The organism is Methylorubrum thiocyanatum (assembly GCA_014138645.1).
GTDB classification, from domain to species: Bacteria; Pseudomonadota; Alphaproteobacteria; order Rhizobiales; family Beijerinckiaceae; genus Methylobacterium; species Methylobacterium thiocyanatum.
This window is the reverse complement of record JACJIB010000003.1, coordinates 231,148-243,738: the sequence shown is the minus strand read 5'-3', so window position 1 is coordinate 243,738 and position 12,591 is coordinate 231,148. Positions and strand designations below refer to the sequence as shown.

Here is a 12,591-nt window from a genome sequence, read left to right as displayed (position 1 = left end):
TGGGGCAGGCCGGGATGATACGCCACGAGGCGTCAAATCAATAGGAAAGGCCTTGCATATGCCTGTCGAGGCCCTGCCCGCCGCGTCTCCGGTCGGAGCGGAGCGGGAGCCGTACGGTGTGCGCCTTCACGTCGAAGGCCGCTGCGATGGGGCGTCTGCCTTCGCCTTGCGCGGCGCCCACCTGCTCCTCGACGCTCTCGGCCGGACGGGATCGCTCCAGGGAACGGCGGAGGCGCTGGCGATCTCCTACCGCTCGGCCTGGGGACAGCTCGAAGCCCTGGAGCAGGCGCTCGGCCGTCCGGTCGTGGTGAAGACCAAGGGGCACGGCACCAGCCTGACGCCCTTCGGCAACGCGCTGCTGGCCCTGCTGCAGGCCTCGCAAACGCGTCTGGCCGCGGCGCTCGCGGCGGAGGAGATGGCGCTCACCGACGGGCTGCGGCGGCTTCTCGAACCGGCCGATGCCCGGCTCCGCCTCGCCGCGAGCCACGATCCATTGATGCTGGAGACGGTGGAGGCCCGCCGCGAGATCGACCTGATGGTGGCGGGCAGCCTGGACGCCCTGGCGCGGCTGCGCGGCGGATCCGTCGATGCGGCGGGCTTCCATTACGGGTCCGACGGCGCGCCGCCGCCGCCTTTCGATGCGCTGTTTCGCGATCCCGACATCCGGGTCGTCCCGCTGTTTCGCCGGGAGCAGGGTCTGATGCTGGCCGCGGGGAACCCGCTCGGCCTGACGAGCGTGGCGGACATCGCCGCGCGGCGGGCGCGGTTCGTCAACCGCCAGCGCGGCGCCGGCACCCGGATCTGGTTCGAGCGCCTCTGCGCCGAGGCCGGCGTGGCGCCGGAGATGATCGACGGACACCATACCGAAGAGTTCACCCATCAGGCGGTGGCGGCCCTGATCGCCACCGGCGCGGCCGATATCGGCATGGGCACCCGCGCGGTGGCCGAGCGTTTCGCGCTCGATTACCGTCCCGTCGGCTGGGAGACCTATTTCCTGGCCCTTCGCGCGGGCGTCGACGGTAAGAGGCTCGACGCGTTCCGCGCCGATCTCCTCGACCGGGCCGGACGGATGCCCGGCTATGCGCCGCCGGAGACGCGGGAGCACGCCGCCGCCTCGTGATCGGTCTCGGGGCGAGCAGAGGCTCGGCCCTGCCTCACCACAGCAGGCTGTGCGGGTAGTAGGCCAGGGTGTCGCCCGGCGCGATGCCGATGGCGTCGTCGGGCAGTTCCACGAGGCCGTCGCTCTCGCTGAGCGAGGTCAGCACGCCCGCCCCGTCGCGGGGGAACTTTCGGGCCTCCACCGTGCCGTCCTCACCGCGGACGAGGCTGACGCGAACGAATTCGCGCCGGCCCGCCTTCTTGCGGTAGCCGAACCCCGCCCGCACCGGCCAAGCGAGCGGCGGCTCGTGCCGCGCGCCGCCGAGCCGCGCCAGGAGCGGGCGCACCACGAAGAGCAGCGTCACGTAGACCGCCACCGGATTGCCCGGCAGGCCGACGAAGGGCGTACCGGCGACGAGGCCCGCCGCCACCGGGCGGCCCGGCTTGATCGCGAGGCGCCACAGCATCAGCGCCCCCAGGGCCTCGACGGCGGCCTTCACGTGGTCCTCCTCGCCGGTCGAGACGCCGCCGGAGGTGAGAATCAGGTCGTGGTCGCGCGCGGCCTCGGCGAGGTGGGCCGGCAGCGTGGCGGGGTCGTCACGCAGGATGCCGAGATCGTCCACGGTGACCCCGAGCCGGGTCAGCAGGGTCGCGAGCAGCACCCGGTTCGAATCGTGGATCGCGCCGGGTCGCAGGGCGGCGCCGGGTTCGATCAGCTCGTCGCCGGTGGAGAACAGCGCGACCCGCAGGCGGCGGCGCACCGCGATCCGCGCATGGCCGGTGGCGGCGGCCAGGGCCAGATCCTGGGGGCGCAGGCGCTGCCCAGCGGGAATCGCGAGGCTGCCCTTCTCCAGATCTTCGCCGGCCGGCCGCGCGTTGGCCCCGGGCTTCAGCCCCGTCGGCAGGACGACGCGATCGCCCTCGCGGCGGACATCCTCCTGCATGAACACGGTGTCGGCGCCCGGCGGCATCGGTGCGCCGGTGAAGATGCGGATCGCCGTGCCCGCGGGGATGGCCCCGGCGGCCGCCCCCGCCGGGAGTCGGCCGCCCACCGGCAGCACGCTCTCCGTCTCCGGGTTCAGGTCGGCGAAGCGCACCGCGTAGCCGTCGACCGCCGCATTGGCGAAGGGCGGCAGGTCGTGCCCCGCGAAGACGTCCTCGGCGGCGATCCGGCCGTCGGCGAGGCCGAGCGGCACTGTCTCGGTGCCGGCGATTACGGGGAAGCGTTCGGCGATGAGCGCCACCGCCTCCTCGATCCGCATCGGCTTCGTCCCGAAGGCGAAGCAATCGTCCGTGAGCTGTGCCATGGCTCAGGATCCTTCCAGCCGGGCGAGCACCGTTTCAAGGGCCTCGGCGCGCTCCAGCACGAGACGGGCGACGCCCTCGATGTCGTCGAGCCCGACCACCGGCACCCTCGCCTCCGGGAAGGGGACGTCGCTGGCGATGCCGACGATGCGGGGATCCTGCGCGTGCAGCGGCGGGCGGCCGTTGGCGGCGCGAAAGACTTCGAGCTTCGGATGCGCCTCGCGCTTGAAGCCCTCGACCAGGGCGAGGCCGCTCGGCGTGAGCCGCCGCAGCAATTCAGGCAGCGCGGCCTCCGCCTCTGCCTCGACCTCGCGGATCTGCGCCCAGCGCCGGGCCGAGGAGATGATGACCTCGCTCGCCCCCGCCTGCCGATGGACGAAGGAATCCTTGCCCGGCTGGTCGATGTCGAAGGCGTGGTGGGCATGCTTGAGGGTCGCCACCCGCACCCCGCGGGCGACGAGCACGGGAACGAGGCGTGCAAGCAAGGTGGTCTTGCCCGCCCCGCTCCAGCCCGCGAGACCGATGACGCGCAGGGTGCTCACGCTTCGTCTGCCCCCGGTTCGAAACCCAGACTTTCGAGGGCCGCGTCGGCCTCTGCGGTGCCGAGCAGTGCCAGGAAGGCGGCGAGCGCGGGCCTTTCGCGGTCGACGGTGCGGTAGGCGAAGTCGTAATGCTCCTGCGCCAAGGGCAGGAAGCCGAGGCCGTAGCCCTCCGCGACGCTCGCGATCGCCACGCCCCAATCGGCCCGTCCCTGGGCCACCGCCGCCGCAACGGCGTTGTGCGAGCGCGGCTGGTTCCAGAAGCCCGGCGGCCGGGCCGCGCCGATAAGGCCGTCCACGAGGAGCCGGGTGCCGGAGCCGGCATTGCGGTTGACCATCACCGAATCCGGGTCGGCGAGCGCGGTCCTGACGGCCTCCTCGGCGCTGCGGCCGTCGAAGCGGGGATCGCCGGCGCGGAACACCACGCCCTGGAGCCGGCGCCAGCCGGGGGCGAGCGTCATGCCGGGTTCGAGGAAGGGCGCGTTGTAGCGGCCGGTCTCGGGATCGAGCAGGTGCATGGCGGCCAGATCGCATTCGCCCCGGCGCAGGGCCGCGAGCCCGCCGGCCGAGCCGACCCAGACCGTGCGCGCGCGAAACCCCCGCTCCGCCAGCAGCCCGACGACGCGGTCGAGCCCGATGCAGTGGCTGCCGATGACCGTAAGGTCGGGCGGACGCAGCCCGGCGCCGAGGCGCACCACGGAGACCGTCTCGCCGGCCTCGAGCCCGGAGCGGGCGGCGGGCACGGCGAAGAAGCCGTCGGCCTGGGAGAAGGCGGTGACGGAGCCCGACCCCTTCGGCAGCGGCAGGGCGACCAGACCGTCATCGCCTTGCGCGAGGGAGGCCATCACGAATTCGGTGCGGCCGAGTTCGGAGGTCAGGCGCTGCGGCAGGCGCGCCGGGACCGCGGTCTCCTCCCGCGGCGGCAAGCCCGCCAGGGCCCGCACCAGCGGCACCACGAATTCGTGGAAGGTGAACATCGCGGAGGTCGGGAAGCCGGGCAGCACCACCACCGCCTTGCCCTCGGCAACGGCGAGGCAGAGCGGCTTGCCGGGTTTGAGCGCCACGCCGTGGACGAGGATGCCGGGCTCGCCGAGCCGCGAGAGGATGCGGTGCGAGACGTCGCCCGCGCCCTTCGAGGTGCCGCCCGAGAGCACGACGAGATCGCTTTGCGCGAGGGCATCGCGCAGGGCGCGTTCGAGCGCCGCCTCGTCGTCGCGGACGATGCCTAGAGCGACCGACTCGCCGCCGTTCTCGGCGACCGAGGCCGCGACGATGGCGCCGTTGGAATCGTAGATCGCGCCCGGGTGCAGTTGTTCGCCCGGCGCCATGAGTTCATCGCCGGTCGAGAGCACGGCGACGCGGGGGCGCCGCACCACAGCGATCTCGGCGAGCCCGCAGGCGGCGAGCATGCCGATCTCGCGGGCGGTAACCACCGTCCCCTTGCGCAGGACCGTCTCTCCGAACGCCATGTCGGCGCCGGCATAGCCGAGGAACTGCCCGGGCCGGACCGGACCGCTCACGTCGATGGCAAGGGCGTCCTCGAGGAACTCGGTCTGTTCGACCATCACCACCGCGTCGGCCCCGCGCGGGATCATGCCGCCGGTGGCGATCGGGGTGGCGGTGCCGGCGGCGACGGGTAGCGCCGGCGCGACGCCGCAGGCCAGGATCTCGCGGTTCAGGACCAGCCGGCGGGGCCGCGCCGCGTTGGCGCCCTCGGTGTCGGCGGCGCGGACCGCGAAGCCGTCCACCAGCGCACGGTCGAAGGGGGGCACGTCGATGGGCGAGGCGACATCCGCGGCCAGCACCCGGCCGAGCGCCTGCGCCAGCGGCACGGTCTCGGGCGGCAGCGCCGCGTGCGGCACCGCGGCGCGGAAGGCGACCAGCGCCGCCTCGCGACTCATCACCGTCAGGAACTGTTCCTGCCGTGCCGCCGCGGCGAGGCGCCGGGCGAACTCGGCTTCGCGATCCGCGCTCATCTCCGCACTCACAGGAGCACCATCTCGACCTCGCTGCCTGCGGGGTAACCCTCCCGCTCCGGCGGCACCAGCACCGCCCCGTCCGCCTCGATCAACCGTCGCAACGGCAGATCGGCCCCGCCCAGCGGTTCGAATTCGCCTCCCTGCGCGCGGACGAACACGATCTCGGCAAGACCGACGATGGAAGTGACCTTGCGCCGAAGCGGTGCGGTCCGGAGGGAGGACTCAACCGCCCCCGCCAGGGCTGCGATCAGCGGCCGACCGAGGGCCAGGAAGGCAGCAAGCGCCGCGTCGGGACGGCCGGGCAGGAGCAGGATCGGGCGTCCCCCCGCCTCGCCGAGCCCTCCCGTCTCGCCGGGCCGCAGGGCGAGGCCGTGGGACAGGACACGGCCGGCCCGGGCGAGCCCTTCGGCGCTGCGGTCGCTGCGGCCGAAACCGGTGCCGCCGAGGACGAACACCGCATCCGCCCCCTCGGCCGCGAGGGCGCGGGCGATCGCGTCGGGATCGTCCGGCGCCGCGACCGTCTCAGGCGTGCCGCCCGCCTGGACGATCAGGCCGGTCAGCATCGGCGCGAGGGCGTCCGGCTCGGGCGCGCCCGTCACGACAAGGCGAAGGCGCGGCTCGCGGATCGCGACCTCGGGCAATCCTGCGGCGGCAAGAGCGAGGAGATGGCGCGGCTCGATCCTCTGACCCGCGGTCAGGAGTCGATCGCCCTGCGAGAGATCGTCGCCCGCCATCCGGCAGTCCTCACCCGCGCCGACCTCCGCTACGGCGGCGCGGCCTTCCAGCCCTTCGGCGGGCAGCACCGCATCGGCGCCAACGGGCAGACGGTCGCCGGCTTCGACCCAGGACGGCTCGCGCGGCAGCAGGACCGGCGCATAGGGCGAGGCGCCGCCGAGCTGCGCCGCCTCGACGGCGTAGCCGTCGCGCAGGGCCGTGAGACCGGCCGGGAGGTCGCCGGGAGCGAGAACATCAGTCGCGGCGATGCGCCCGGCCGCGCCAACCAGCGGCACGGCCCGCGGCGGGACCGGCTCGGCGATGCGGCGCAGCCCGGCCAGGGCGTCGGCGAGCGGCGTCAGGGCGGCGGAGGCGGCGCGCACGGTTCAGCGCCCGCGCGACGGCGCAGCGCGCGGAACGGCGTGGTTGCGTGGAGCGCCTTCCTGTCTCATCGCCTGAGCGATGCGCCATCGCCGGGCGCGGATCAAGGTCGTCGCTCCATCGGCACCGGCGCATCGGCGCGCATCGGGCAGCATGAGACACAAACCCTCACCCTTGCGGGCGGGCGCCGCTCCGATCGCTCGCGTATGGTCCGCCGCTCACGATCAGAGAACCGAGTGCCGATGCCGATACGGGGTCCGTGGATTTCCGGCCTGTTCGCCGCCCTTCTGCTGGTGCTTCCCGCAGCGGCGCAGATGCGCGGCCATGGCGGGCCGGTGCGTGCGCTCGCGATCACGGGTGACGGCCGGCTCGCGGTCTCCGGCGGGTTCGATCAGGCCGCGATCGTGTGGGGGCTCGATACCGGGGCGGCCTTGAGCGTCCTGCGCTTCCATGACGGCGCGGTGAATGCGGTCGCGGCGCTCCCGGACGGGCGCTTCGCCAGCGCCTCGGAGGACGGGCGCATCGCCCTGTGGCGGCTGGGGCAGACGGAACCCGAGCGCGTCCTCGAAGGCCATGCCGGGCCCGTCGCCGGACTTGCGGTCGCGCCGGACGGGTCGGTGCTCGCCTCCGCCGCCTGGGACGGTACCGCCCGGCTCTGGCCGCTGATGGGCGGCGCGGCGCGGGTGCTCGAAGGGCACAAGGGCAACGTCAACGCCGTCGCCTTCCTGCCCGACGGGCGTCCGGTCACTGCTGGGGCGGACGCCACTGTGAGGATCTGGACGCGGGAGGGCGAGGCGGTCGTCACCGCGACGCTGCCGAGTGCGCTCAGCGCGCTGGCCGTCACCGCTGATGGCCGGATCGCCGCCGCGGGAGCGGATGCGACGGTGCGATTTCTCGCCGAGGATGGAAGCACGCGGGGAGAGGTCGAACTCGGCCCCGCCCCGGTGATCGCGCTGGCGCCCTCGCCCGATGGCACACGGATCGCCGCGGCGAGCGCCGGAGGTACCGTCGCGATGATCGAGCGGGCGACCGGAAAGATCCTGTTCACGCTGGTCGGGCCGGGCCTGCCGGTTTGGTCGGTGGCATGGCGGCCGGACGGAAGCGAACTCGTCACCGGCGGCGGCGACCGGCTCGTGCGGCGCTGGAATGCGGCGACCGGCGAGCCGATCGGCCCGCTCGCCATGCCTCGCCCGGCGGATGCCCTGGCTGCCTTCCACGGCGAGCGCGGTGCCGAGGTGTTCCGCGCCTGCGTCGCCTGCCACACGCTCACGCCCGACGAGGCGCCGAGGGCCGGGCCGACGCTTGCCGGGATTTTCGGCCGGCGCATCGCCGCCGTTCCGGGCTACCGCTACTCGGAGGCGCTCAGGGCGATGGACATCGTCTGGACTCCGGAGACCGTCGCCCGCCTGTTCGAGGTCGGGCCCGCGCGCTACACGCCGGGCACACGGATGCCCGAGCAGACCATCAACAGCGCCGAGGATCGCGACGCGCTGATGCGCTTTCTCGCCAGGGCGACCGACAAGAGGGCGACCAAGGCGGATACGACCGCGCCGAACTGAACCGCCGCGGTCGATACCGTCAAAAGATCAGCCGTGGCAGCTGCAGCCGGCGTGATCGCAGCCGGCATGGTCCGGGTGGCCCTCGGCGCACTCATCGCAGCAGAAGGCCTTGTCGTCGCGGGTGACCGCCTTCGAAAGCGAGACCACGCAGACGCAATCCGGGCACGCACACTTCACCATCTCGACATCGACGCTCGCCATCAGGGTCATCCTCTCAGAAGATTGTTCCACGCACCGAAGCAGCGGCGGCGCGTCGTCATCTTCGTCTTCGCCGAAGCGGAGTGCAATCCTTGCGCGCAAGGGTTTGCCGAGCGTGGCAGGAACGCTTCACCCGAAATCGTCCGACGACCGGGACGGTCAGGTCGGGTTTTCGAGAAGCTGCGAGACGCGGGCGGCGAGTTCGGCGGAGGCGAAGGGCTTCGTCATCACCGGCAGGTCCGCGGGAATCTGAACCGCCTCCGCGTGGCCCGTCAGCAGGAGGACCGGCACGCCGGAGAAGCGCTGGCGGATCGCGGCGGCGAGTTCGACGCCGGTCATGCCCGGCATGGCGAGGTCGGCCACCACGAGATCGAAGCGCTCGCCCTGCTCCATCAGGGCCAGCGCCGCGCGCCCGTCGGCAGCCTCCGTCTCATCGTAGCCGAAATCGTTGAGGAACGAGGCGGTGACGTGCCGGACCTCGCGGTCGTCATCGACGACGAGGATGCGGGCGGGGACGGCGGCCGCGGGCACCGTCGGCGCGACCGGCTCCTCATTGCCCGCCACGGTGCCGTCCGCCCGCGGCAGGGCGAGCTCGATCCGCGTGCCCTGCCCGACCTCGCTGGTGATGCGCAGCCGCCCGCCCGCCTGCTGGGCGAGGCCGAACACCATGGCGAGCCCGAGGCCCGTCCCCTGCCCGACCGCCTTGGTGGTGAAGAACGGCTCGCACACCCGCTCCAGGATCTCAGGCGGGATCCCGGTCCCCTCGTCGGCAACGGTGACGACCGCGTAGGTGCCGGGTTTCAGGTCGGGATCGTCGTGGATCTCGGCGCGGCGCGTCGAGATGGTGACAGTGCCGCCGTCCGGCATCGCGTCGCGGGCGTTGATGCAGAGGTTGAGCACGGCGAGTTCGAGCTGGTCGGGATCGACCAGGGCGAAGGGCATGCCGGGTTCGAGGTCGCGCTCGACCCGCACGAGGCTGCCGAGGCTCGACCCGAACAGCGCGCTCATCCCCTCGATCAGCGCGTTCGGATCGACGGGCCGCGCATGGGCGTCGTTGGAGCGGCTGAAGCTCAGGAGGCGTTTGGTCAGGGCCGAACCGCGCTGCGCGGCGCCGGTGGCGTTGTCCACGAGGCGTTTGACCCGCGGCTGGTCGGCGATCTTCGGGCCCACCAGTTCCAGGCTGCCGAGAATGGCGGTCAGCAGGTTGTTGAAATCGTGGGCGATGCCGCCGGCCAGCGTGCCGAGCGCCTGCATCTTGTCGGATTGGCGCAGCCGCGCCTCCAGGCTCTTCTGCTCGGTGACGTCCCGCTCGATGGTGGCGAGATGCGTGACCTCGCCGGCGCCACCGCGGATCGGAACGCGGATGACGTGCGACCAGCGCTCGGCGCCGAGCGCGCCGCGGGCGATCACCGTCGAGCCCGCCTCCCCGGCCGCGATCGCGCGCCGGTCCGCGGCCTCCGCCTCGCGGGCTTCGGGCGTGTCAGCGACCTCAAGTTCGGTCCGGCCGAGGCAATCCTCGACCGCGCTGCCGACGACGCCGGCCTTGCGCGCGTTCAGGCGCACGAAGCGGCCCTGCGCGTCCTTGAACGAGATCGCTTCTTCGGCGTGGTCGAGCAGACCGCGCAGCAGGGCGCGCTCGGTGGCGAGATCCCGGCCGAGGCGGTGGCGCTCGTAAGCGTTGCGCACCGTGGCGCGCAGGAGCGTCGGATCCCAGGGCTTGGCGACGTAACCGATAATGCCGCCGCGGTTGAGCGCCGCGATCACTGCCGAGATGTCGGCGTAGCCGGTGAGCAGGATCGCCTGCGCCTCGTGGAAGCTGCGGGCCTCGGCGAGGAGGGCGTCGCCGGTCATGCCGGGCATGCGCTGGTCGGAGACCACGACGGCGATGTCGGGGTCGGCGCGCAGGATGTCGAGCGCTTCCTCGGGCTTGGCCGAGGTGAGCACCCGGTACTCGTCCTCGAACAGGTCCTCCAGAGCGATCAGGATGTCCGGCTCGTCATCGACGGCCAGGATCGTGCCTTTGCTCATACCGGTGCCGGTTGCCTCGGAATGCCGATGACGAAGCTCGCGCCGCCGCCCGGCGCCGTCTCCACGGTCAGCGAGCCGCTATGCGCCTGAACGACGCTGTACGCAATCGCCAAGCCGAGTCCCGTCCCCGATCCGACCGGCTTCGTCGTGAAGAACGGCTCGAAGATCTTTTCGCGTAGATCCTCGGGAATGCCGGGCCCCGTATCGCTGATGCGGATCACGTCGGTCTCCGCATCGGAATAGGTTGCAACCGTGATGGTGCCCTCGCCGTGGACGGCGTCCGCGGCATTGCCGAGGATGTTCATCACGACCTGATTGAGCAGGGCCGGCGTGCACGAAATCTCCGGTCGGCCGGAGAAGTCGCGGTGCACGTGGATGCGGGTGCCGAGCTTGTGCTGGATCAGCGCCAGAACCGTCTCGATGGCCTCCGGCACGTTGACGAGGCCGCGCTCGCCCTCGTCGAGCCGCGAGAACTTGCGCAGGTTGAGGACGAGATCCTGGATGCGGGTCAGGCCGAGCCGCATCGAGCCGACCCGATCGCGGGCCTTGGTCAGGGCGCGCTGCCCCTCCGGCGCCTCGGGCGGGGGCAACTCGCCGAGCAGGCGCTCCACCGTGCCCTGATGGGCCAGGATGAAGGCGAGCGGGTTGTTGATCTCGTGGGCGATGCCCGCGACCAGCTCGCCGAGGGAGGCCATCTTCGCGGCCTGGACCAGCTTGGCCTGCGCCTCCGTCAGCTTTCGGTTGGCGTCCTCCAGATCGCGGTTGGCCTGTTCCAGCGCGTCGGCGAGCGCGGCGCGGGCGGCGGCCGCCTCGGCCTCGGCGCGGGCGCGCTCGACCGCGCGCTCGCGGTCGCCGAACTCGCCGGAGATGCGGCGGTTGTCCTCCTCCAGCAGGCGGCGGCGCACGAGGCCGCGCACCCGCATCGCCAGCACCTCGCCGTCGGCCTTCGACACCACGTCGTCGGCGCCCGCAGCGAAGGCGGCGACAAGCAGGCTCTTGTCCGGCTTGTCGCCGGCCATCCCGACCAGGGGAAAGGCTTGGCCCGCGGCCTCCGTCGCCTTCAGGCGGCGCTCGGCGATCTCGGTGCAGAGCGCGATGCCGTCATAGGCGCTGCCGACGAGGTCGAGGGTGACGCAATCGAACGCGGCGCCCGGCTCGTCGAGGGCGGCGAGCGCCGCCGAGCGGTCGGCGGCGGCCACCACCGTGTGGCCCTCCTGGGTGAGGAGCCCGGTGAAGAAGGCGCGATAGGTGGCGCTGCCATCGACGATCAGCACCCGGCCGCGGCGGAAGGCGGCGCCCGACGGCCCCTCCGCCGTCCCGCCCCGGCGCTCGCGCAGCAGGGCGCGGATGCGCAGCACCAGCAGGTCGCGGTCGGCCGATTTCTCGACATAGGCGTCGGCGCCGCTCTCGAAGCCGTGGCGCTCGCCGTTGCGGGCGCTGGTGAGCATCACCACCGGCAGCGCCCGGGTGCGCAGCGACAGGCGCATCTGCCGGGTGAACTCGTCGCCGTTCATGCCGGGCAGGTGATGGTCGGCGACGACGAGGTCGGGAAGGTCGGTGTTCAGCAGGTCGAGCGCCGCCTCCGCCGTGGCGCAGCGCTGCACGGCAAAGCCCTGCGCCTCGAGCTGGAGGCGCAGTTCCAGGGCCTGCGTCTCCGAATCCTCCACCAGCAGCAGCCGGTGGCCCGGCACGGGGCTCGGGGACGCGGTCATGCCGGCTTCCTCTGCGCGAGACGCACGAGATGGGGCGCTACCTGATCGACGGGCAGCACGCGGGCGGCCGCGTTGAGCCGCACCGCCGCCGCGGGCATGCCGTAGACGACGGCGCTGCTCTCATGCTCCGCCACCGTGGCGGCGCCGGCCCTGCGCATGTCGAGGAGGCCCTGCGCGCCGTCCTCGCCCATGCCCGTGAGCAGGACGCCGATGCCCTGCGCGCCGGCCTGCCGGGCGACGGAACGGAACAGCACCGTCGCCGCCGGGCGCTGGCCGCCGACGGGAGCGGCGTCACTCACCCGCAGCGTTCCGTTCGCGCCGAGTTCGAGATGCCGGTCGCCGGGGGCGACGTAGACGTGGCCGGCCTGCATCGACTGCCCGTCCCGCGCCACGCCGACGGAGAGCGGCACCACACCGTCGAGCCAGTTCGCGAAGCCGTCCATGAAGGCCGCGCCCATATGCTGGACGAGCAGCACGGGGAGCGGGAAATCCGCCGCGAGCCCGCCGATCACCTTGGCCAGGGCCGGCGGGCCACCGGTGGAGGCCGCGACCGCCAGCACGCTCGGCGCGGCGTCGGGCTCGATCGTCGGCAGCGGCTCCGGCGCCGGTCCGGTCCTGCGCGCGTTCCACTCCGCGCCGATCGGCCGGCGGCGGATCACCGGGACGGCGGCCATGATGCGCAGTTGCGTGCAGATCTGCCCGGCCACCGCCTCGTAGCCGTCATTGGTGGTGGCGACCGGCTTCTCGACCACCGAGAGCGCACCGGCCCTGAGCGCGTTCATCGAGATCTTGAGCGAGGAATCCTCGACCGAGTCCGCGATCACCACGATCGGCGTCGGCCGGCTCGCCATGATCCGGCGCGTCGTCTCCAGCCCGTCGATGCCGGGCAGGCGGATATCCATGGAGATCACATCGGGCCGCACGGTCTCGATCGCGGCCAGCGCCGCCTCGCCGGACTCCACCGCGCCGGCGAGTTCCAGGCGCGGATCGCGGGCGATGATGTGCGTGAGGAGGATCCGCACCACGAGCGAATCCTCGACAATCAGCACGCGCACGCGCGGATTCTCAGCCTCTCCGC

10 protein-coding genes are annotated in these 12,591 nt (G+C 72.8%); 2 read left to right on the top strand and 8 right to left on the bottom strand.

Annotation, left to right across the window (positions count from 1 at the left end; translation table 11 throughout):
* The first annotated feature begins 58 nt into the window (after positions 1 to 58).
* Positions 59 to 1,120, top strand: a complete 1,062-nt coding sequence (locus HNR51_RS08590) for a substrate-binding domain-containing protein (protein ID WP_182554676.1) — start codon at positions 59 to 61, stop codon at positions 1,118 to 1,120.
* A gap of 34 nt (positions 1,121 to 1,154) precedes the next feature.
* Here HNR51_RS08590 and HNR51_RS08585 read toward each other — a convergent pair whose 3' ends face one another.
* The 4 genes from HNR51_RS08585 to HNR51_RS08570 are packed head-to-tail and all read right to left on the bottom strand — an operon-like array spanning position 1,155 to position 6,018.
* Entirely contained in the window at positions 1,155 to 2,405 is a 1,251-nt protein-coding gene (locus HNR51_RS08585; RefSeq protein ID WP_182554675.1) for a molybdopterin molybdotransferase MoeA, read from the bottom strand.
* Between the two features lie 3 nt (positions 2,406 to 2,408).
* Positions 2,409 to 2,945 (bottom strand): molybdopterin-guanine dinucleotide biosynthesis protein B, encoded by a 537-nt coding sequence (gene mobB / locus HNR51_RS08580; RefSeq protein ID WP_182554674.1) that lies wholly within the window; start codon positions 2,943 to 2,945, stop codon positions 2,409 to 2,411.
* A complete protein-coding gene (locus tag HNR51_RS08575) occupies positions 2,942 to 4,918 on the bottom strand; it encodes a molybdopterin biosynthesis protein (RefSeq protein WP_182554673.1) in 1,977 nt (658 codons plus the stop codon). The genes mobB and HNR51_RS08575 overlap by 4 nt, the downstream gene beginning before the upstream one ends.
* 8 nt (positions 4,919 to 4,926) lie before the next feature.
* Complete coding sequence (locus HNR51_RS08570) at positions 4,927 to 6,018, bottom strand: molybdopterin-binding protein (protein ID WP_182554672.1); 1,092 nt, start codon at positions 6,016 to 6,018, stop codon at positions 4,927 to 4,929.
* 240 nt (positions 6,019 to 6,258) lie between these two features.
* Between HNR51_RS08570 and HNR51_RS08565 the strand changes: the two genes are divergently transcribed.
* Positions 6,259 to 7,575 (top strand): c-type cytochrome, encoded by a 1,317-nt coding sequence (locus HNR51_RS08565; RefSeq protein ID WP_182554671.1) that lies wholly within the window; start codon positions 6,259 to 6,261, stop codon positions 7,573 to 7,575.
* Between the two features lie 27 nt (positions 7,576 to 7,602).
* Here HNR51_RS08565 and HNR51_RS08560 read toward each other — a convergent pair whose 3' ends face one another.
* The 4 genes from HNR51_RS08560 to cheB all read right to left on the bottom strand — a co-directional run bounded on the left by HNR51_RS08560 (position 7,603) and on the right by cheB (position 12,568).
* Positions 7,603 to 7,776: a metallothionein gene (locus HNR51_RS08560; RefSeq protein WP_012454835.1), complete on the bottom strand. Its 174-nt coding sequence runs from the start codon at positions 7,774 to 7,776 to the stop codon at positions 7,603 to 7,605.
* Between the two features lie 156 nt (positions 7,777 to 7,932).
* On the bottom strand, positions 7,933 to 9,801 hold the full coding sequence (locus HNR51_RS08555) for a response regulator (RefSeq protein ID WP_141951759.1): 1,869 nt from the start codon (positions 9,799 to 9,801) through the stop codon (positions 7,933 to 7,935).
* Entirely contained in the window at positions 9,798 to 11,513 is a 1,716-nt protein-coding gene (locus tag HNR51_RS08550; RefSeq protein WP_141951758.1) for a response regulator, read from the bottom strand. The genes HNR51_RS08555 and HNR51_RS08550 overlap by 4 nt, the downstream gene beginning before the upstream one ends.
* Entirely contained in the window at positions 11,510 to 12,568 is a 1,059-nt protein-coding gene (gene cheB / locus HNR51_RS08545) for a chemotaxis-specific protein-glutamate methyltransferase CheB (RefSeq protein WP_239681476.1), read from the bottom strand. Before cheB ends, HNR51_RS08550 begins: the two co-directional genes overlap by 4 nt.
* Positions 12,569 to 12,591 lie beyond the last annotated feature (23 nt).

Bases quoted from the DNA above. Each gene is read 5' to 3' on its own strand.
- HNR51_RS08590 (WP_182554676.1), top strand. From the start codon at position 59: ATGCCTGTCGAGGCCCTGCCCGCCGCGTCTCCGGTCGGAGCGGAGCGG.
- HNR51_RS08560 (WP_012454835.1), bottom strand. From the start codon at position 7,776: ATGGCGAGCGTCGATGTCGAGATGGTGAAGTGTGCGTGCCCGGATTGC.
- HNR51_RS08565 (WP_182554671.1), top strand. From the start codon at position 6,259: ATGCCGATACGGGGTCCGTGGATTTCCGGCCTGTTCGCCGCCCTTCTG.
- HNR51_RS08575 (WP_182554673.1), bottom strand. From the start codon at position 4,918: ATGAGCGCGGATCGCGAAGCCGAGTTCGCCCGGCGCCTCGCCGCGGCG.
- HNR51_RS08555 (WP_141951759.1), bottom strand. From the start codon at position 9,801: ATGAGCAAAGGCACGATCCTGGCCGTCGATGACGAGCCGGACATCCTG.
- HNR51_RS08550 (WP_141951758.1), bottom strand. From the start codon at position 11,513: ATGACCGCGTCCCCGAGCCCCGTGCCGGGCCACCGGCTGCTGCTGGTG.
- HNR51_RS08585 (WP_182554675.1), bottom strand. From the start codon at position 2,405: ATGGCACAGCTCACGGACGATTGCTTCGCCTTCGGGACGAAGCCGATG.